The 20,321-nt window shown below is 56.9% G+C and carries 18 protein-coding genes; 2 read left to right on the top strand and 16 right to left on the bottom strand.

Annotated elements, in window-relative coordinates:
- Position 1: 1 nt before the first annotated feature.
- From LQ945_RS08180 to trxC, 5 genes are all read right to left on the bottom strand, one after another.
- Positions 2 to 334 carry a YfiM family lipoprotein gene (locus tag LQ945_RS08180; RefSeq protein ID WP_020828327.1) on the bottom strand — a complete coding sequence of 111 codons (333 nt, stop codon included), beginning with the start codon at positions 332 to 334 and terminating at the stop codon, positions 2 to 4.
- Positions 335 to 412: 78 nt separating this feature from the next.
- Positions 413 to 1,768, bottom strand: a complete 1,356-nt coding sequence (gene pssA / locus LQ945_RS08175) for a CDP-diacylglycerol--serine O-phosphatidyltransferase (protein WP_044554487.1) — start codon at positions 1,766 to 1,768, stop codon at positions 413 to 415.
- A 153-nt stretch (positions 1,769 to 1,921) separates the two neighbouring features.
- Positions 1,922 to 4,570: a bifunctional acetate--CoA ligase family protein/GNAT family N-acetyltransferase gene (locus LQ945_RS08170; protein WP_270102670.1), complete on the bottom strand. Its 2,649-nt coding sequence runs from the start codon at positions 4,568 to 4,570 to the stop codon at positions 1,922 to 1,924.
- A 44-nt stretch (positions 4,571 to 4,614) separates the two neighbouring features.
- A complete protein-coding gene (locus LQ945_RS08165) occupies positions 4,615 to 5,310 on the bottom strand; it encodes a tRNA-uridine aminocarboxypropyltransferase (RefSeq protein WP_262242211.1) in 696 nt (231 codons plus the stop codon).
- A 228-nt stretch (positions 5,311 to 5,538) separates the two neighbouring features.
- On the bottom strand, positions 5,539 to 5,958 hold the full coding sequence (trxC, locus tag LQ945_RS08160; protein ID WP_041414882.1) for a thioredoxin TrxC: 420 nt from the start codon (positions 5,956 to 5,958) through the stop codon (positions 5,539 to 5,541).
- 208 nt (positions 5,959 to 6,166) lie between these two features.
- Here trxC and LQ945_RS08155 point away from each other — a divergent pair, with 208 nt between their 5' ends.
- The gene (locus LQ945_RS08155; protein WP_020828322.1) at positions 6,167 to 7,267 is read left to right on the top strand and encodes a tRNA/rRNA methyltransferase; all 1,101 of its coding nucleotides are present in this window, start codon (positions 6,167 to 6,169) and stop codon (positions 7,265 to 7,267) included.
- Between the two features lie 217 nt (positions 7,268 to 7,484).
- Here LQ945_RS08155 and emrB read toward each other — a convergent pair whose 3' ends face one another.
- The 7 genes from emrB to LQ945_RS08120 form a co-directional block, all read right to left on the bottom strand.
- On the bottom strand, positions 7,485 to 9,020 hold the full coding sequence (emrB, locus tag LQ945_RS08150; RefSeq protein WP_044554490.1) for a multidrug efflux MFS transporter permease subunit EmrB: 1,536 nt from the start codon (positions 9,018 to 9,020) through the stop codon (positions 7,485 to 7,487).
- A 17-nt stretch (positions 9,021 to 9,037) separates the two neighbouring features.
- Positions 9,038 to 10,210: a multidrug efflux MFS transporter periplasmic adaptor subunit EmrA gene (gene emrA / locus LQ945_RS08145; RefSeq protein ID WP_269935343.1), complete on the bottom strand. Its 1,173-nt coding sequence runs from the start codon at positions 10,208 to 10,210 to the stop codon at positions 9,038 to 9,040.
- Positions 10,211 to 10,235: 25 nt separating this feature from the next.
- Positions 10,236 to 11,687: an efflux transporter outer membrane subunit gene (locus tag LQ945_RS08140; protein ID WP_182825243.1), complete on the bottom strand. Its 1,452-nt coding sequence runs from the start codon at positions 11,685 to 11,687 to the stop codon at positions 10,236 to 10,238.
- Positions 11,688 to 11,711: 24 nt separating this feature from the next.
- Positions 11,712 to 12,233 (bottom strand): transcriptional repressor MprA, encoded by a 522-nt coding sequence (mprA, locus tag LQ945_RS08135; protein WP_262242209.1) that lies wholly within the window; start codon positions 12,231 to 12,233, stop codon positions 11,712 to 11,714.
- Between the two features lie 159 nt (positions 12,234 to 12,392).
- The gene (gene ygaH, locus LQ945_RS08130) at positions 12,393 to 12,746 is read right to left on the bottom strand and encodes an L-valine transporter subunit YgaH (protein WP_020828317.1); all 354 of its coding nucleotides are present in this window, start codon (positions 12,744 to 12,746) and stop codon (positions 12,393 to 12,395) included.
- Positions 12,736 to 13,482, bottom strand: a complete 747-nt coding sequence (locus LQ945_RS08125) for an AzlC family ABC transporter permease (protein WP_262242208.1) — start codon at positions 13,480 to 13,482, stop codon at positions 12,736 to 12,738. The genes ygaH and LQ945_RS08125 overlap by 11 nt, the downstream gene beginning before the upstream one ends.
- A gap of 124 nt (positions 13,483 to 13,606) precedes the next feature.
- Positions 13,607 to 14,806, bottom strand: a complete 1,200-nt coding sequence (locus tag LQ945_RS08120; protein WP_044554495.1) for an MFS transporter — start codon at positions 14,804 to 14,806, stop codon at positions 13,607 to 13,609.
- A 101-nt stretch (positions 14,807 to 14,907) separates the two neighbouring features.
- Between LQ945_RS08120 and LQ945_RS08115 the strand changes: the two genes are divergently transcribed.
- Positions 14,908 to 15,786: a LysR family transcriptional regulator gene (locus tag LQ945_RS08115; RefSeq protein ID WP_269935345.1), complete on the top strand. Its 879-nt coding sequence runs from the start codon at positions 14,908 to 14,910 to the stop codon at positions 15,784 to 15,786.
- Between the two features lie 33 nt (positions 15,787 to 15,819).
- On the opposite strand, the gene proX (LQ945_RS08110) is transcribed toward LQ945_RS08115, so the two are convergent.
- The 4 genes from proX (LQ945_RS08110) to proV all read right to left on the bottom strand — a co-directional run bounded on the left by proX (LQ945_RS08110) (position 15,820) and on the right by proV (position 20,226).
- The gene (proX, locus tag LQ945_RS08110) at positions 15,820 to 16,821 is read right to left on the bottom strand and encodes a glycine betaine/L-proline ABC transporter substrate-binding protein ProX (protein WP_020828313.1); all 1,002 of its coding nucleotides are present in this window, start codon (positions 16,819 to 16,821) and stop codon (positions 15,820 to 15,822) included.
- 50 nt (positions 16,822 to 16,871) lie between these two features.
- Positions 16,872 to 17,867 (bottom strand): glycine betaine/L-proline ABC transporter substrate-binding protein ProX, encoded by a 996-nt coding sequence (gene proX, locus LQ945_RS08105; protein ID WP_182825235.1) that lies wholly within the window; start codon positions 17,865 to 17,867, stop codon positions 16,872 to 16,874.
- A gap of 63 nt (positions 17,868 to 17,930) precedes the next feature.
- Positions 17,931 to 19,031 (bottom strand): glycine betaine/L-proline ABC transporter permease ProW, encoded by a 1,101-nt coding sequence (proW, locus tag LQ945_RS08100; RefSeq protein WP_270102669.1) that lies wholly within the window; start codon positions 19,029 to 19,031, stop codon positions 17,931 to 17,933.
- Positions 19,024 to 20,226, bottom strand: coding sequence for a glycine betaine/L-proline ABC transporter ATP-binding protein ProV (gene proV, locus LQ945_RS08095; protein ID WP_262242216.1), 1,203 nt, complete (start codon positions 20,224 to 20,226; stop codon positions 19,024 to 19,026). Before proV ends, proW begins: the two co-directional genes overlap by 8 nt.
- Positions 20,227 to 20,321 lie beyond the last annotated feature (95 nt).

Below are 20,321 nucleotides of genomic sequence, written 5' to 3'. Positions count from 1 at the left end.
ATCAGCGGGTTGCGTGGTAAAGGCTATAACCGGTCGCCGCTCCCGCGACATCCCAGGCAAAATCTTTCCAACTCCAGCCGGTGCCGCCTTCGCGACTGTCATACAGTTCTTTGGCGGCGCCGAGACCGATTGAAAACATCAGGCCAAAGCTGCGGCTGCGTGCCTCATTCCAATTTTGATGATCGCCATAAGCCGCACCGGCAGCAGCGAAGGCTGCAGACGCGACAAAATGCTGTGCCTTGTCTTTCCCGGTCCAGCTGTCATTTGCCAGGTGAGTACAACCGCTGGTGAGCAATAAAAAGGGGAGCACGGCCAGGCAGCGGAGTGGGCGCATAATGAAAACATCCTGTTGTCATGACACATAAAAACCCCGGCATTGGCCGGGGTCTGCGATAGCTAAATTATAGCGGGATTACAGTATACGGCTAATCAACCGGTCAATACGGATACGACGCAGACGGCGGATCAGCTTGCGCACTTTGATCGGGTACTGCTGGATACTTTGCAGTTCCAGGTAGTTCCCCACCACGGTGGTATGAGTGCGGATGCACTCCAGCTCTTTATGCCGTTGCTCACGCATCTCCTGCTTGGGATCGTGGATCAGAATGGCATTCTCCAGATCCAGTCGCCAGGCGCGCGGATTGAGGTTATTGCCGGTAATCAATTGCCATTCGTCATCCACCCACATGCCTTTCAGGTGGTAGCTGTTGTCGCCGTCTTTCCACAGGCGAACAATCAATTGGCCGGTATCGACGTAGCGCTGCAAGCGGCTGAGAAAGCGTCGCAGGTTGATTTCGTACAGGTAAGGCAGGGCGCCGATAATTTTGAACGGCTGATCTTCCGGAATATAGAAATCATTGGCGGTTTTGTCGCCCACAATGATTTCCACCTGTTTGCCCTGCCGCAGCAGATAGATGATATTGCGCACCAGCAGGGCCGGCAGGTTGAAGTAAGGGGTGCACAGCGTCAGTTTCTGATCGGCGCAGGACATCAGATGGTGAATGGTTTTATTCAACACGCTTTGCTTGCCCAGCCCAACCAGCGGCGTTACCGCCAGCTCATCGTTGCCCGCCTGGTTGCGAAACTGATAACCGGCCCGGCGCAGACCGAAACGGAATAAGCGAGTTTCGTTTTTGATCTCTGGGCTCTTGGGACGATCGTCACGATCCAAACGTTGCACGGCACCGGCGGTCAACAGGTGCTGCTTGATGTAGTCGATCATGGTATTGGCCAATTCGCCGTTGGTGATCAACTGGTAACGATCGTAGCGGTATTTCTCATGCTGATGCAGGTAAACGTCATTGATACTGGCACCGCTGTAAACCACGGTATCGTCGATCACAAAACCTTTCAGGTGCAACACGCCCAGGGCTTCGCGGGTATTCACCGGCACGCCGTAGATTGGCACGGAAAGCTCTGGGTGCCGGTCTGCCATTGAGCAATACCAATCGGCGTTGGTATTGGCGGCCGCGGCGCCGATGCGCCCACGCTGGGCGCGATGCCAGTCGACCAGAATGCAAATCTCCAGCGCCGGACACCGCTGCTTGGCTTGATAAAGCGCGTTGAGAATGTCGCGTCCGGCGTCGTCATGCTCCAGATACAGAGCGACCAGATAAATGCGTTGGGTGGCGTTAGCGATCAATTCCAGCAGCGTGGCACGGTAATCAGACGGTGTGTACAAAGTACGTACATCAGCTACCGTCTGGGGGAGTTTGGGCAGTTGTGCAAGGTGTTGTTGATGTTTGCTACGTTTAAATTTTGACAACATCACAGTGCGCTTCTTCTCTCATGATTAGATGGCCGGAACGCCAAATACGGGAAAACAGTAAATCGAATAATCGGGCGATAATACCACTAGTTGTCCCGATTGTGCGTATGTTTTGGCGTTAAGTGGTGGATTCGTAGCGCATTGCGACACAGGTCACTGCACTTCTTCCGCCTGCAGCGGCAGGGTCAAATTGACGATGCCGTCCTCAAGCTGCACATCGATGCCAAAGCCCAGACGTTGCGCCAGCGCTATCATTCCGCGGTTATTTGGCATGGTGATGCCGGTCAGGCGGGTCAACCCGTGGGCGCGGGCATAGGTAATCATTTTTTCCAACAGTTGGCGGCCCAGGCCGAGCCCTTTCAGATCTGAACGTACCAGCACGGCAAATTCCGCGTCGGTGTTGTCCGGATCGGAGAGGGCACGCGTTACGCCAATGATTTGGTCATCCCGCACCGCGACAAAAGCCATCTCCCGATCGTAGTCGATCTGCGTCATGTTAGCCAAATCGTCATGGGTAAACTCGTTGATCTCACTGAAGTAGCGATAGTAGAGATCTTCCTTGGTCACGCGATCGATAAAGTGTTTCAGCGCGGGTTCATCTTCCGGCAGGATCGGTCGGAACAGGCATTGCGAGCCGTCTTTCAATCTGATGGTTTCTTCCAGCTCATGAGGGTAAGGGCGGATCGCCAGCCGTGCCTGTGGATCGCCTTCGAAGGGGGCGATCTGCATGGAAACGTCGAGCAGGGTGAATTCGCTGCCTGAGGCCAGTACCGGGTGGATATCCAGACGGGTAATTTCCGGACAGTCGAGGATCAGATTGGACACCTGCACCAGCAAGCGGCTCAGCCCTGGGATATCCAGTGGCCGTAAAGCGCTGCGGCCGCGAATTTTTCCGCCTTTCACCGCCTGCAATACCAGATAACGCGCCAACGCCATATTCAGCGGCGGTAGCGCTACGGCAACCTGATTTTCCTGGCGCCATTCGATACCGCCTTCGCCCAGCATGATCAGTGGGCCGAAAATGGCATCTTGCTCCACCGCGATACGCAACTCCTGCGCTCCGGCGCGGTTGGCCATGCTTTGTACCAGCAGGCCGTAAATGCGCGCCTGAGGATAGGTGCGCTTAACCCGATCAAGAATCGCCTCCGCGGCTCGTTGTACCTCGGTAGCGGTGCGCAAATAGAGCATTACGCCCTGAACTTCTGACTTGTGCGGGATATCGGGAGAACGCAGCTTCAGGGCCACCGGGTAGCCGATCTGCTCGGCAATATGTACCGCTTCGGCGCTGTCTTCGGCAATCCAGGTGGGCAGCGTCGTCAGGTCATAGGCCTTCAGAATGGACTGCACTTCATGGGTATCGAGCTGCGCTGCCCCCTCAGCCAGCGCTTGCTGAATCAATCGGTGAGCGTCGGCGGTGTTGGCGGTCAGACCGACCGGAAGCGCCGGGGTTTCTTTAAGCTGTTTCTGATTACGGCGATATTCCACCATATGCATAAACGCGGTCACTGCGCCTTCCGGCGTTCGATAGGTGGGAATGCCGGCTTCGGTAAATAACCGGCGGGCTTCTTGCGAAGAGTACTCGCCACACCAGTTGGTCAGCAGCGTCACGCGTTTGCCACGCGGATGCTGACGCACGACCTCGATAATACGTTCGGCGGTCAGGGTGCCAGGGGCTGCCGCGCTTGGGGCGTGGATCAGCAATAAAGCGTCGTAGTCGTGGCTGTCGAGCAGGGTCTTAACCGCCGCCAGATAGCGCTGCGGTGTTGCATCGTCTCGCAGGTCAATCGGGTTGCCGGCACGTATAAAGTCAGGCAAGGCGTCACCCAACTGCGCTAGGATCTCGTCCCCCAGCGGCGCCAGCTTGCCATTGCGCCCCAGCAGTTCGTCCAGCGCCATTGCCGCCGGTGCCGCACCGTTGCTGACGATCATCAGCCGCTCTCCGCGCAACGGATGCATATGGCTCAGGGTTTCCACCGCCGAGAACAGCTCGTGGGTATCCTGTACGCGCAACAAACCGGCGCGTTGGATCGCGGCATCGTAAGCGGCATCCAGCCCTTGCTGACTGTTGAGCAACAGTTGGGCCTGCTGACTGCGTCCGCTTTTGACCACCAGAATGGGTTTGTTGCGTGAAGCACTGCGCGAGGCGGATAAAAAGCGGCGCGCGTCGCTGATGTTTTCCAGATATAGCAGGATGGCGCTGGTCTTGCTGTCGCGCGCCAGAAAATCCAGCAGGTCGTCGACGTCAATATCCAGGCTGTCGCCCAGCGCGATAAAATAGGAAAAGCCGACTTCTCGTTGCTGCGCCCAGTCGAGAATGGTATTCGCCACCGCGGCAGACTGGGAAATGAACGCCAGCTTGCCCTTGAGGATCGGTACCGGCGAGAAACTGGCGTTTATGCCTTGCCAGGGGGCCAGCAGGCCCAGGCTGTTCGGCCCCAGCAGGCGCATCGAATAACGCTGCGCGCAGGCTTTCAGCTCGGCGAACTGCTCTGGCGGCGAGGAGAGCACAATGGCTGTTTTGCAGCCGCGTTTGCCCAAATCCTCAATCAAGGCCAGGTTGCGTTGCGCATGGGTACAAAGAATGGCCAGATCGGGGCTGAGCGGCAGGCTGGCGACGTCCGGATAGGCCATGACTCCGCAGACCGCCTTATAACGCGGCGTGACCGGCATCACCGGCCCGTTGAAGCCACCGGCCAGCAGGTTGCTCATCATCAGGTTGCCGGCGCGGCCAGGCTGCTGTGAGGCGCCGAGAACGGCAATCGATTTAGGACGTAAAAGCGCTTCTAACCCTCGCTGGCTCATGCACGGCTCCTTTAGGCAACGTTACCGCCTTGATTCTAGGCGTTTTACAACGACTTTGCTGTGACCGGTGCCTCTGGGCGGGTAGGTTTCCCTGCCAGATACTGCTGACGGAAGTAGCGAAAATGCTCCGCCAGGCCGTCGGCCGCAGCGGCATCACCGGCCTGTTGCAACAGTGCTGTCGCCACTTCCGCGGTGCAGTGCTGCTCGGTGCGGCTGGCTTCACGCAGTTGGTAATTTGAGGCGGCGGTGACATTGAGCGAAAACACCGGAAACTGATTGAGGTACGGGCTTTTGCGGAACATCTTGCTCGCTTCGGTCCAGGTGCCGTCGAGCATAATAAACAGCGGCGGTTTGCCCCCGACGGGCAGTTCGCTGAATATCGGTCGTTCAGGGGCGGCATAGGACGCGGGAAAGACCACGTAAGGCTGGCGCTCGGGATCGTTAATCGCCGCCAGCAGGCCAGGGTCAACTTCGGTACGCGACCATAGAAACGCCTGGGTGTCCGGCAGAATATCGGCGATCAATCTGCCGGTATTGCTTGGTTTGAGCGGTTCTGCGCCAAACATGATCAGGCAAAAACGGCTGGTGGCCGGCTGCGGCTGGATGGTGTCACACAGGCAGTTTTTTTGTGGCAGCAGACACCCCTGACAACGCGTAATGCGGTTGCCACGCGCCAGAAAAGGGCGGGTTGATCGTTCCAGGCGAAACTGGCGCAGGCGAAGTACGGCGTTGTCGGTCATAAAGATCCCGGGGAAAACCGGTATTGTAACGCAGAAAAAAGCCCGGCGAGAGCGTTCGGACCGGTTTGAAGTGCGGCGATGTAACCTTCAATGGGCAACACCGCCTATACGCGATGACTTTCGATGCCCAGTTGGCTCATCCCCCAGCCACCGGCTTTAGTCAGTCACTGGGGGGAGTGCAGCTAACAACGCGGCAGCTTGAAAGGCGACGGGTATCTGCTTTCTGCGTTAAACTAGTTCATTGAGCCAGTTATCGAACGGCGTTTTCGGCATGGCGCCGTTGAGCATGTCGACCATTTTCCCGTCGCGGAAGAGCATGATGGTCGGGATGCTGCGGATGCGGAAACGGGCGCTCAGTTCCGGTTCAGCCTCGGTATTCACTTTTACGAAGCGGACTTTACCGGCGCGCTCTTCGGCAACGTCTTCGAAGATCGGCGCAAAGCTGACGCAAGGGCCACACCAGGGTGCCCAAAAGTCGACCACGACCGGCAGGCCATCCTGCAGCAGCGCGTCCAGTGTCGCGGCGGTGGCATTGATCACTTCACCGTCAAAAAGCGCGTGGCCGCAACGGCCGCATTTTGCGCCGTCAGCCACACGATCTTCAGGTACGCGGTTGGTGGCATTACAAGCGGGACAAACTGTATTCATGATGACCTCGGATACTGGGAAAGCACGACATACCGCATTCGGGTTGCGGAGATGTATCTTTAATGCTGCTTATTATCGTTAAAAGCGCGCCAATGAACAAAGAGGTTTGTTCAATGAATACGATAGTTGTTAGCTTTTAGCGCAAGTAGGTGGCTTAGCACCCCAACATCAGGTAATCTTCGCGCCCTGCGCGTTGGTGGAGAAGAAAATGAACGATTCATTTAGTGGCAAGAACGGTAAAGTTAAAGTGATGTACGTCCGCAGTGACGACGACAGCAACGGCGACGACCGTAACAAGAATAAGCGTCCGGCCGGCAAAGGCCGTCCGGCAGACGGTGCTCGCTCTTCGGGCCGTACCGGTCAGGACAAGCCGCGCGGTAATAACGATCGCCGTGGCTCTGGCTCTGATTCCCGCCGCAGTGAAAGCGATCGTCCTCGCCGTCCAGCGCGTACTGAAGACCGTGGCGGTTATGATTCGCCATGGAAAACTGTGTCTCGTGGTCCGGAAGAAGAGCCGGCGTTCGATCACGGTGGTATCAGCGGTAAAAGCTTTATCGATCCTGAACAACTGCGTCGCCAGCGTGCGGAAGAAACTCGCGTGTACGGTGAAAACGCCTGTCAGGCTCTGTTTGCCAGCCGTCCGGACGCGATCGTCCGCGCCTGGTTCGTACAGTCGGTCACGCCGCGTTTTCGTGAAGCGCTGCGCTGGATGGCGGCGAACCGCAAAGCCTACCACGTGGTGGATGAAGAAGAGCTGGCCAAAGCGTCCGGCACCGAGCACCACGGCGGCGTATGCTTCCTGATCAAAAAACGTCAGGGCCTGGATGCGCAAACCTATCTGAAAGAAGCACCGGCGAAAGACTGCGTGCTGGCATTGGAAGAAGTGGGCAACCCACACAACCTGGGTGCTATTGTCCGTTCTTGCGCACACTTTGGCGTGAATGGCGTTCTGTTGCAGGATCCGGCATTGCTGGAGTCCGGTGCGGCGGTACGTACCGCAGAAGGCGGCGCGGAACACATCAAGGCGATCAGCGCAGATGACTTCCTGTCGGTGCTGGATACTTTCCGCAAGGCCGGTTATGCCATCGTGACCACCTCGAGCCATAAAGGCACCCCGTTGGCGCAGGCTAAGCTGCCGGCCAAAATGGTGCTGGTGTTGGGTCAGGAGCGTGATGGCCTGAGCGACAGCGCCTGGCAGCAGGGTGATATGAACGTGTCTATCGGCGGTACCGGCAAGGTGGAAAGCCTGAACGTTTCGGTCGCGACCGGTATTCTGTTGGCTGACTGGTGGCGTCAAAACCAGGCTTGATGCTGTGCGGAATAAAAAACGGGCGCCTCTGGGCGCCCGTCAGGTTATTGACAAAGGGGGATAAAAGCGTGGTTTTTCCCCCTTTGTGTTATCAGCCGAAAATCAATAAATTGATTTTTCTGGTTTATTTTCAAACCTTTAACGCCTACCGCCAAACATTATATGTTTGTCGGCAGTCTGACGGGCGCCTTTGGGCGCCCGTTTTGCTTTCTCTGGTTTAGTGAGCGCCGCCGCCCCCACCGCCGGAGCTGAACGGCGGTTTTGCCACCCAGACCAGCGCCAGCAGGACCAGAAACACCCCGGCCGACAGCCAGAAGATCTCGTTGGCGGAGATAATCAACCCCTGCGCGGTGATCTCGTTGGCGATGTAGGCCGAAGCCTGCTGCTTGCTCATGCCAATTTGTTCCAACTGCCGGTACATCTCTTGTGACTGCGGGCTGTAAGGGTTCACAAACTCCGCCAGCTGCGAGTGGTGCTGCGATTCGCGCTGGGTCCACAAGGTCGTGGTGATCGACGTCCCGATCGACCCCGCCAGCGTACGGGTAAAGTTCGACAGGCTTGATGCCGCCGCCATGCGATCCGGCGGCAGGCCGGACAGCGTAATGGTGGTCAATGGCATAAAGAAGCAGGCGATGGCGAAGCCCTGGACAAACTGCGGCCAGGCCGAGGCGCCAAAGTCCATTCCCGGTTCAAAGGTATAGGCGCGCCAGTAGAAGCACACGGCATACATTATGAAACTGAAGGTCACCAGCCGCCGCATGTCGAGCCGGTTGCCGAACTTGCCGATGATCGGCGACAGCAATACCGGTATCAACCCGATGGGCGCCGAAGCCAATCCGGCCCAGGTGGCGGTATAGCCATAAACCTCCTGCAGCAACTGCGGCAATAGCACAATGGCGCCGAAGTACAGCATATAGGCCAGGCTGATACACAGACAGCCGACGGTAAAGTTGCGCGATTTGAACAACGACAAATCCACCACCGGGTGGTCGTCCGTCAGTTCCCAGACTATCAGGAACAGCAGCGCCACCACCGCCACCACCGTCAGAACGATGATCTCGGTCGAGTTGAACCAGTCTAGTTCCTTACCCTGATCGAGCATCACCTGCAGTGACCCTATACCGACGATCAGCAGCACCAGACCGACGGTGTCGATCGGTTTGATTTCGGTTTTGGTTTCCCTGCCTTTCAGCGTCGACATCGCCACCAGGATCACCACGGCACCGATCGGGATGTTGATGAAGAAGATCCAGCCCCAGTGGTAGTTGTCACTGATATAACCGCCGAGGATAGGCCCGAAAATCGGCGCGACGATCACCGTCATCGACCATAGCGCCAGGGCCATCGCTCGCTTGGCGGGCGGATAGTTGTTCAGCAACAGACTCTGCGACAGCGGGATCAACGGCCCGGCTACCACACCCTGGATCACGCGGAAGAAGATCAGCATGCCCAGGCTGTTGGAAATGCCGCACAGCCAGGAAGCGAGCACGAACAGTGCGGTGGACCAAAGGAACAACCGCACTTCACCGACGCGCTTCGCCAGCCAACCGGTGATCGGGATGGAAATGGCGTTCGCCACGCCAAACGAGGTGATCACCCAGGTCCCTTGCGAGTTGGAGGACCCGAGGTTACCCGCAATCGTTGGGATCGCCACGTTGGCAATGGTGGAGTCCAGCACCTGCATAAAGGTCGCCATGGCGAGCGCGACCGTCATCCAGGCGAGCTGAGCGCCTTCAAGCGGTTTCTGTGCCAAGGTAGCCTCCCGCGCGCTTAACCGGCATTCGCATGGATCACGTCGGCGATCATTTGGTTAACCGGCGCCAGGTTCAACGCCAGGGCATCGCTCTGGTACAGCGGTTTGTCGCGCACCACGTCAGACAGCACGCGGCCGTCCAGATTCGTGGTGTCAACTTTAACCAGGGTCGACAGACCGATACGCAGCGGATGATCGGCTATCTGCTTGGCATCCAGCTCAATACGCACCGGCAGACGCTGAACCACTTTGATCCAGTTACCGGTGGCGTTCTGCGCAGGCAGCAGCGAGAAGGCGCTGCCGGTACCCATATCGATACCGACCACTTTCCCTTGATACACCACGTCATCACCGTAAATGTCACTGACCACGGTAGCCGACTGGCCGATACGCATATTGGCGATCTGGGTTTCTTTGAAGTTGGCGTCAACCCAGATGTGATCGGCCGGCACCACCGCCATCAGCGGAGAGCCGGCGGCGATTTGCGCGCCAACCTGTACGCTGCGGCGTGAGACATAGCCGGTGATCGGGCTGATGATTTTGGTCCGCTGCAATGCCAGCCAGGCGTCGCGCATTTGCGCTGCGGCCTGTTGAATAGCCGGTTGTTGCTCCAGCGGGGTGTTCAATACCATCGCCTGGTTAGCGTTGTATTGCTGCACCGCCACTTCCAACGCCGCTTTGGCGCTGTCGACCGCATCGCGAGCGTGTTGCAGTTCTTCACGGCCGATAGCGTCAACGCTGCCGAGCACTACACGGCGTTTCAGATCGTTCTCAGCCTTGCTCAGGTCAGACTTGCGCAGGGCAATGTTGGCCTGATACTGCTTGCTGTTGATGATCAGCTGGTGGGTCTGACGCACGCTATTGGCCAGGCCGGTTTTGGCGCGTTCAAGCGCCTGTTCGGCATCGGTCGGATCCAGGGTTACCAACACGTCACCCTGTTTCACATAGTCGGTATTGTCGAAGTTGACGCGGTTAACGCTGCCGTTCACCTGGGCCATGATCTGGACCTGGTTACCGGAAACATAGGCGTCGTCGGTTTCCTGATGATGACGTAACACCAGGAACCAATAGACTAAATATGCCACCCCAATAACGATGAAAATAACCGTCAGCAGCAGCAGCCAAAATTTACGCTGCTTCTTTTTGCCTGACGGTTGCTGCGGGTTTTGAGTCTCCGCGCTTGCGCTCATGGTGTTCTCCAAGCTCTCTATTTTATTATGCTTTTGAACCCGCAGCGGCCGGGGCCTGATAGCCACCGCCCAGCGCACGGATCAGTCCTATCTTCGCCTGCAGCAAGTTGCTGCTGGCATTCAGTTCCGCCTGCTGCTGCTGCAAAAGCTGCGTTTGGCTGGTCAACAACTGGTCGCGCCCGATAATCCCTGCCTGGTATCGAGCGTTAGCGACGCGGTACACCTGTTGCATCGATTCGGACGCAGATGCCGCCTGCAGCTGCTGTTGCGCAGTGCTTTGTTGGACGGTGATGGCATCGGCGGTTTCCTGCACGGCATTCAGGATGGTTTGGTTATAGGACTCCACCGCCTGGTCATACAGCGCGGACTCCTCACCCAGCTTGCTGCGCAGCGCACCGGCGTGGAAGATCGGCAATGAAATTGCCGGCATCACGTTCCAGGCCTGGCTGGCCGCTTCAAACAGATTCGGGCTGGTCCCACTGGTGTTGGTGGTGGTCAGGCCGGCAAAGGCTGAAATGGTCAGGCTGGGATAAAATTCTTTACGGGCGGCGCTGACGCGTTGGTTATAGGACTCTACCAACTGACGTTGCGCGGCGATATCCGGACGTTTGCCCAGCAGATCGGCGGTCAGTTCACCTTTTGGCGCCATCAAACTACTGGCGGGAAGGGCCACCGGGCGCAGGTGCTGCATGGCGCTCGGGCCCTGGCCTGCCAGCGCAGCCAGTTGGTGTCTGAGTTGTTCAATCTGCGATTGCAGCTGAAGGATCTGCTGCTTGGCGCCGTCGGCTTGCGCCTGGGTTTGTTGCGGGACGTCAACGCCGGTAATGCCGGCCTTATATTGCTGTTGGCGCAAGTCCGCCAGGCGTTGGTTGTTGTCCACTTCCTGCTGCAACAGCTTTTCCAGCGCGAAATTGCTCTGCAGCTGGTAATAGGCAGAGGCTACCGAACTGGTCAGCGTCAATGCGGCCTGTTCCTGCTCGGCGCGGGCTGCATCGACCTGTGCCTTGGCGGCGTTGACCTGGTTGCGGTATTTGCCCCACCAGTCGAACTCATAGGCCAGGTTCAGCCCCAACGAGTTGGAGGTTTCGTAGATCGGTTGATGAGGATACCCCAGCCCCAGGTTCACGTTTTGCGGCACTTTTTGGCGGTTGCTGCTGGCGTTGAGATCGAGATTCGGTCCGTTGGCCGCGCTGGCCTCTCCCATTACGCTTTGTGCTTCGCGCACGCGTGCCGCTGCCTGTCGCAGCGAAGGGGAGCTTTGCAGCGTCTGGGTCATCAGCGCGTCAAGTTGCTGGTCGTTAAGTGCGCGCCACCACTGCGGGCTGACGTTCAACGAGCTGACCTTCGGCTGCGCAAGCTGCAGAGCCTGCGGATCCATCAGGGTGGATTGCGGGGCAATATTATCGGTAGACGCACACCCGGCCAGCAGTAATACGGCGAACAGTGGGGTGAATCTCCAGTTAAATGGGGATCGCATAGTATGTAGGTACCTGAACAGAAATTATTGGGATAACTGTTCTGTAACTTCCATCTGGTCCAGGCGCGTCAACAACTTACGCGTCAGCTGTTCAAGCTGTTGCTGTTCTTCATCGTTCAGCGTGGACCACAGGAAATGCAGACACTTGTGCTGCGGTGGCAGCAATTGATTGAGAAACTCTTCTCCCTGCGGCGTCATGTGCAGGTGCAGGCAGCGACGATCGTTGTCGCTTTCACGGCGTTCAATCCAACCGCGTTTCTCAAGTTCGTCGGCAATGCGCGTGGCATTGGTCCGTGACGAGCCCAGGGCAGAGCTTAGCTCAGAAGGCTGAATGCTGTGGCTTTCCTGCGCATCCAGGGTAATCAGCGCCATAAACAATGTTTCGTTAATCCCTTGTGCTTTGAGCATTTTATTGCGGTTTTCCAGCAGCTTGCTTTGCATGTGCATGCACAGGCGGGTCAGCAGGATTTCCTGATAAGGGAAATCTTTCTGACGCTTGGCGCGGAAATTAAGCATCTGTTCAATGGGAGCAAACGAGCTTTCCATAATTTTGGGCCTCATTAGTTTCGTCCGAGATAGTAACGATAGTGATTAATAATGTAAATGTTCAGCAGGGTGATTAATTTAGCAATTCGTGTCATTTGTCAGCGGATTGTCAATAAACCCACTTTAAGCAAAAGGGTTAATGCGACGTGCTGCCTAAGATTAAAGGTTACCCTGACTGAAAATCATAAATAACTTTAATGTAATGCCAAAGGATGCCGCGCCAATCAGCGTCGACAAAATGATGCTTTTGGTTCGGTAAAAACACAGGCCCAGCGCGGCGAAACCGACCAGGGTGGGCCACAGTTTGTCCGGCTCGCGCATGACCACCGGGGTGCTGGAAACCACCAGCAACGCGCAGATAGAGGCGATGCCGATGCTGTCGAGCAACAGCGCGGTTTTGCCGCGTTTGATTCCCGGTTGTGCCCGCGCAGGTGCCAAACGCAAGGGTAAGTAGCGGAAAAGGTAGTTAGCACAGCCGACCACCAGGCCGATCACCAGCACATCAGTGTTCATCAATGGCCTCCGTTGCCGTGGGTTGGAACAGGGCTGCGAGACAACCGGCGCTGATGCCGGCCAAAATGGCCACCGGAATAGAAAACAGCACTACGCCAAGCAGGGCACCGGCCAGCGCGGCGGCGATGGTCAGGCTTTGCGGGCGTTTGAATGCCGCCAGCAGGAAGCTGAGGAACAGCGCCGGCAACATAAAGGATAATGAGGCTTCAATCACCGGGAACTGCTCTAGTGGCCCATTGCCGAACACGGCGCCAAGCGCGGTGCCTGCGACCCAAGACAGCCAGGAGCAAAGCGAGATGCCAATCATCCAGTTCTCGCTCCAACTGCGATTATTGCGCATCAATTTAGCGGTGGCCGCGGCGAACACTTCATCAGTCAGGCCAAAGGCCCAAAGTGCAGTTTTGCCGCCAGACATGCGCGAGACGATGCGGTGGCGCAGAGCAGGACCATATAACAGGTGCCGTATATCCATCGCCATCACTGTCAGCGCGGAAACCCACAGTGACATCCCGGCGCTCAGCAAGGCGGTGATCACGAACTGGCTGGCGCCCGCATAGATGATGCAGGAGAAGAAAATGCTCTCTAGCGGGGAGAACCCCAGCTTAACGGCGCTAAGGCCAAACGCAAAAGCCACCGGCACATAGCCGATGACGATCGGTAAACTGTCGACGATGCCGTGGGTGAAGGTGGAACTGACGGCAGGGGGATTGATACTTTCTGCAGCTTGGCTTTGCATAATGTATTTGAATCGCAGGGTATATAGGGAACCAATAGTTTATCCCCAGAACATTACCAGAGAGTAAGTAATGTTTATACCCTGCGCCGCTAATAAATTTCTGCTATGACTATTCGCTTGCTAATCAGATGGCCGCCGGTCCCTGGGGATCATGGCGCTTGCCCAACCACCAGGTGAGCAGGTTAAACAGGCACAAAATGCCCCCTGCGGCAGCAACCCCTGTCCACCCTGCGTGCTGGTAGGCTGAGGCAGACAGCAGCGAACCCAGAGCGCCGCCGATAAAATAGCTGGTCATGTAGCCGGCCGTCAGGCGATTGCGCGCTTCCGGCATAATGCGGTAAATCACGCTCTGGTTGGTAACGTGTACGGCTTGTACGGCCAGATCGAGGATCAGAATGCCGACGATCAGTGCCCACAGCGATTGTTTAGCGAAAGCGATGGGGATCCAAGACAGCAACAGCAGCACCAGGCCTACCGTGGTGGTTAACCCCGCCTTGCCCTGATCCGCCAAATGTCCAGCCCGGGAAGCGGCTAACGCCCCGGCGGCCCCCACCAGCCCGAACAGGCCGATGACCCCTTCGGAATAACCAAAAGGCGGTGCCGCCAACAGGAAGGCCATTGAGGTCCAGAGCACGCTGAAGTTGGCAAAGGACAGCGCGCCGAGCACTGCGCGGGTTCGCAGCAGCGGTGAACCGCAAAACAGGGTGAAAATAGACTTCAGCAACTGAGGGTAATTCAGTCCGGAGTGCTGTTTGTAACGTGGCAGCGCGCGCCACAAGATCAACGCCATGAGGATCATCAGTACGCTGGCCACCCAGTAAATGGTGCGCCAACCGCCGAACGATGCCAGTGCGCCCGCTACGGTACGTGCCAGCAGAATGCCGAGCAGCAGGCCGCTCATAATGATGCCAACGGTTTTTCCTCGTTTTTCCGGGTGTGCCAGCGTAGCGGCCAACGGCACCAAAATTTGCGCCACGACCGAGAACAACCCGGTGAGTGCAGTCCCCAGGATCATCATCGGCAGCGTGGTGGAGCTGGCGGTGATCAGCATGCCTCCGGCGGCCAGCAGCGTCATAAAAACGATCAGCCCACGACGTTCAAACATATCGCCGAGCGGCACCAGCAGCAGCAGGCCCACGGCGTAGCCCATTTGGGCGGCGGTAACGATAAAACCGGCCTGATTGACCGATAGCCCAAAGTTTTGGGCTATGGTTTCCAGCAGCGGCTGCGCGTAGTAGTTACTGGCGACGGCCAAACCGGTGGCGATGGCGATCAGCACAATCAGTGCCGGGCTGAGGCCAGGAGATGAATTTTGTTGGCTCATAAGTTTCAATCACAAGAAAAAGTGGTGCAAGTATCGGGCAGGACAGCGGGTTAAACCAATGTATAATTTTCATCTGATCAATCTCATTTAGAGATAAATGAATGAACCTGAAACAGATCCGTTTCGCGCTGGCGGTTGCCGAAGAGCAGAGTTTTACCCGGGCGGCGCAGCGCTGTCATACGGTGCAATCGGCGCTCAGCCACCAGATCGCCAAATTGGAAGAGGAGCTCGGCTGCGCATTGTTTGAGCGTACGTCCCGCCGGGTCAGGCTGACAGCTGCCGGGCAGGCATTTATTCAACCGGCGCAGCGACTGCTGGCGGCAAAACAGATGCTGGTGGAAGAGGTCGTCGCCGCCAGCGGCACGGTTTCCGGTACCCTGACCATCGGCACCATTTCAACCATAAACGCGATTGATCTGACTGAAAAACTGGGTAACTTTCACCGCCATTATCCCGCAGTAAATATCCGCCTGTACGTGGGCATGAGCGAGGAACTGCTCGAAGACGTCCGGCAGCAAAAGACCGATGTGGCCTTTGTCGGCCTTTGGCCGGGGGATATCGATATGTTGCCGGTGTCTCACCGGCAATTGACCGATGAGCCGCTGGTGGCGTTGGTGTCGCCACAACATCCGTTAGCCAGTCGGGAGCGCGTGAATTTGCAAACCTTGTCGGAAGTGCCGCTGGTGGACTTCTACAGTGGAACCGGCGCTAGACGCCAGACCGACCGAGCGTTTCAGGCGGCGGGCATCAAACGTCACGTCAGTTTTGAGATCGATCATATCGAATGGCTGGAGAACCTGGTGCGGCGTGGGTTGGCGACGGGCATTGTGCCAATTTCGACGGCGCAACGCCTGAGTGCGCTGGTGTCGATTCCGATAGAAGATGGCCCACGACGCCAGGTGTATTGCGTTTGGCCGCAGACACTGCCACGGACCGCCGAGCGGTTTTTACAATTTAGCGGCATTGAAATCGGCAAATAGGGCGCGACAGACTGAACTGCCGCGCCGGGGAGATTACTTCTTCGCGGCTTCCGCGGCGGTTTTCACCCAGCCGTCGAAGGTAGCCTGATGCGCCTTGATCCAGCCATTCACGTGGTTTTGGATATCGGCTTCGGAGGCCTGGCCTTCATGCATCCGCAGGTTCTGCGCATTCACGTCGGCAATCGGCAGTTTCATGATGGCAAACAGCTTGGCGGCCGCCGGGTTGGCTTCGGCCCACTGCTTGTTGGCGGCAATGCGCATGGTGTTGACCGGGAAGCCATAGTTGGCACCGTTAGGCAGCTTGGTATCGAGATTTTTCTGCTCGCCCGGCATGGCGGAGAACGGCACCTGCAACCAAACAACGTCGCGGCCCGGTACCAGCACGTCACTCACCCAGTACGGCGTCCAGGTGTAGTACAGCACCGGCTTGCCTTCTTTGTAGCGAGTAATGGTATCGGCGATCATCGCCGCGTAGTTGCCCTGGTTGTGCTCGACGGTTTTCTCCAGGCCGTAGGCTTTGATGTGATGGTTAATGGCCGCCTCGCAGCCCCAGCCTGGCGTACAGCCGGTCAGGTCGGCCTTGCCGTCGCCATTGGTATCAAACAGCTTGGCGATATTGGGATCTTTCAACTGTTCAACGTTGGTGATGTGGTATTTATCGGCGGTTTTCTTGTCGATCAGATACCCCTGGGCCGCCCCGTTGACGTAAACCCCTTCACGGTAAAACTTGGCGTCACCGCCTGCGGCCTTGTATTGATCGGCGTGCAACGGATCCCAGTTTACCGCCAGGAAGGTCGCGTCGCCGGAGGCGATGGAGGTGTAAGCGACGTTATAGTCCACTTCACGGGTGTCTTTAACGTCATAGCCCAGCTTTTCCAGCGCTTTGCTGACCAGCAGCGTCTGGAAGGTCTCTTCTGAAATGGTGCTTTGCACCGGCTGAACGGTGACGCCTTTGCCGGGCAAGTCGGCGGCGGAAACCGCCTGTGAGCTAATCAATGTGGTAAGGGCAACCGCCCAGATTCCTGTAGTGCGCATAGTGAAATACCTTTTTATGTTATGAAGCCGGGATTTCCGGCACCCTGGGATTATTTCGCTGCTGCCGCAGCCGTAGTGATCCAGCCGTCAAAAGTGGCCTGGTGGGCTTTGATCCAGCCGTCTACGTGACGTTGTATGTCGGCGGCGCTGTTCTCGCCTTTATGCATACGCAGGTTTTGCGCGTTCACGTCCGCCAGCGGCAATTTCATGATGGCGAAAAGTTTGGCCGCGGCCGGGTTGGCTTGCGCCCATTGCTTGTTGGCGACGATATGTTCGTTGTTGACGGAAAAGCCGTAATTCTTGCCGTTCGGCAAGGCGGTATCGTTGTCTTTCAACGAGCCTGGGCTGGCGGAGAAGGGCACGGTCAACCAAACCACATCGCGGCCCGGTGCCAACTCATCGCTGACCCAGTATGGCGTCCAGGTGAAATACAGCACCGGTTTACCCTGTTTGAAACGGGTCAGGGTGTCGGCGATGATGGCGGAGTAATTGCCCTGGTTTTGAGTCACGGTGTCGCTCAGGCCATAGGCTTTGATATGGGTGTTAATGACGTTGCCGCACACCCAGCCCGGTTCACAGCCTGCCAGGTCGGCCTTGCCGTCGCCGTCGGCATCGAACAACTTCGCCAGCTTGGGATCTTTTAACTGGGAGATATCGCTGATGTGGTATTGATCGGCGGTTTTCTTGTCGATCAAATAACCCTGGGCCGCATTGGTGATATAGGCGCCCTGACGATAGAACTTCTTGTCGCCGCCGGCGCTTTGGTACATGTCGGTTTGCAGCGGATCCCAGTTCACCGCCATGTAGGTGGCATCGCCGGAAGCGATAGAGGTATAGGCGATATTGTATTCCACCTCGTCGGTAGGCTGGACGTCATAGCCCAGCTTGGCCAGGGCGCGGTTGACCAATTCGGTCTGGAAACTTTCTTCGGCGAGGGTGCTCTGCAACGGTTTCACCGTGACGCCTTTGCCGGGTAATTCGACGGCGAACGCCTGTGTGCTTAGCAATGAAGTCAGGGCCAGAGCCCAAATTCCTGTCGAGCGCATAGTGGTTCCTTCGATTTTAGAGGTGCTGTCGGTGCCCCCGACGTTTGGCCGGGGGCAGGGCGATTAAGGCTTTTTGATGAAGGGCCGGGTGACTAATCCGATCGGGCCGTGAGCATACCAACGGCCCATGCCTTTGCTGCGGCGATCGCGCCCCAGCGACTGGGTGAGGCGGTCGAGAATTATCGCCAGGATCACGATACCGACCCCGCCAACGGCGGCCAGCCCCATATCCAGACGACCGATACCGCGCAATACCATCTGGCCCAGGCCGCCAACGGCGATCATCGAAGCGATAACCACCATCGACAGCGCCAGCATCAGCGTTTGGTTTACGCCGGCCATAATGGTCGGCATTGCCAGTGGCAATTGCACTTTAAACAGCAGTTGGCGCGGGCTGGCGCCAAAGGATTCGGCGGCTTCGATCAGATCTTCCGGCACTTGCTTAATGCCCAGAATGGTCAGTCGCACGATCGGCGGCAGCGCAAAGATAATGGTCACCACCACCCCCGGCACGTTACCGATACCGAACAGCATGACGATCGGCACCAGATAGACGAAGGCCGGCGTGGTCTGCATGGCGTCGAGCAGTGGCCGGATCACCTTGCCGGCGTGCTTGCTGCGCGCCAGCCAAATACCGAGCGGCAGGCCGATGACGATACAAAAGAACAGGGCGGTCAGAACCAGCGCCAGGGTCACCATGGCTTGCGACCAGGCGCCAATCGCACCAATGGCAATCAGCGACACCAACGTCGCAGCACCCATACCAAGGCTGGAGAGCTGCCAGGCAATCAACGAGAACAGCAAAATGGCGATCGGGGCAGGCATGCCGAGCAGCAGTTGCTGAAAGCCGCTGAGAATAAAGTCGACCGGCACGCGAATGCCCTGAAACAGCGGGCGAAAGTGCAGTACCAGCCAGTCGATGCCGTGGGTGACCCAGGAGTCAAACGGCACCCAGGTTTTGTGGAACGGATCCAGCAGGCTGAAATGTTCCTGTTGGACCGGTGCGCTGTTAAGCCAGTCGGCACCCTGCGCGGCCTGATTGGCGGCGTCATGGGTTTCCGGTGGCGGTGCGCTGGACCAGGCATCACCGGCGGGCGCTGTCGATGTTGCGGCGCTGGGGTCGGCAGGCGCAGTCGCCCATGGATCCTGTGTAGTATCACTCATTCGCTGGGCCCTCTTTATCTAAGGCCTGCAACAGCATGGCCTTGGAAATAATTCCGATATAGTTATTTTCTTCGCAGACCACGGGGACCGCACAAGGCGCCAAGGCAACCAATGAAATCAGTTCGCTCAACGGCATGTCGGCCGGGACCGGGGCAGGGGCTTCCAGCAGGGCGTCATCCAACGTCTGGTTGGCCGCCAGCGCCTGCTTAAGTGAATCTACCGACACCACGCCGATAAATTTCTTCCCGCGTTCAATAACATAACCATAATCGCGGTCTTCATCGCGCAGCAGCTGTAGCGCTGAACGCGGACCAAAACCGGGGGTTTTACGAATAAGGGCGACAGGACGACGCTTGGCGATATCCTTGGCGCTGAAAACGTGGCTGATATCGACGCCACGGAAGAAGGTGCGGACATAATCGTTGGCCGGATTATTTAATATTTCCTCCGGCGTACCGACCTGAATAACTTCTCCGCCTTGCATAATGGCAATACGATCGCCAATACGCATCGCCTCATCCAAATCATGGGAAATAAAGACGATGGTACGCTGATGCTGGGCCTGTAATTTGACCAGCTCATCTTGCATCTCGGTACGGATTAATGGATCCAGCGCCGAGAAGGCTTCATCCATCAATAATATGTCCGGATTATTCGCCATGGCACGGGCTAATCCCACGCGCTGACGCATCCCGCCGGAAAGTTCATCGGGATAAGAATAGGCATAATTCTCCAGCCCGACCTGACGCAATGCTTCCAGAGCTTTTTCCTGGCGTTCCTGCGGTGGAATACCGGCCAATTCCATACCGAATGCGGTGTTATTCAATACATTCATATGTGGCATTAAAGCGAATGATTGAAACACCATGCTGATCTTATTACGGCGTACGGCGCGCAGTGCGCTGTCGGATATTTTAGATATATCCTCGCCATCAATCAGCACCTGACCGCGGGTGGGTTCTATCAGACGATTGAGAAGGCGTACCAGGGTGGATTTTCCAGATCCGGAAAGCCCCATGATGACAAATATCTCGCCTTCTTCAATGGCCAGAGAGGCGTCTTTTACGCCCAATGATAATCCGGTTTTTTCAAGCAATTGGTCTTTTGTCAGGCCTTTTTCAATCAGTTTGAAAGCGCGATCCGGATGTTCGCCAAATATCTTATACAGGTTCTTTACTTCGAGTTTAATTGCCATGCAATTTGCTGTTTCCTCTGATGAATTATCAAACGATAAAAATTTCCCAATAGAAAATAATAGTCCCCTATACCCTAACACAGTGAATATCTGAG

Source organism: Serratia liquefaciens, assembly GCF_027594825.1.
GTDB classification, from domain to species: Bacteria; Pseudomonadota; Gammaproteobacteria; order Enterobacterales; family Enterobacteriaceae; genus Serratia; species Serratia liquefaciens_A.
Note: the sequence above shows the minus strand (reverse complement) of the source record. Positions and strands in the feature narration are given on the sequence as shown.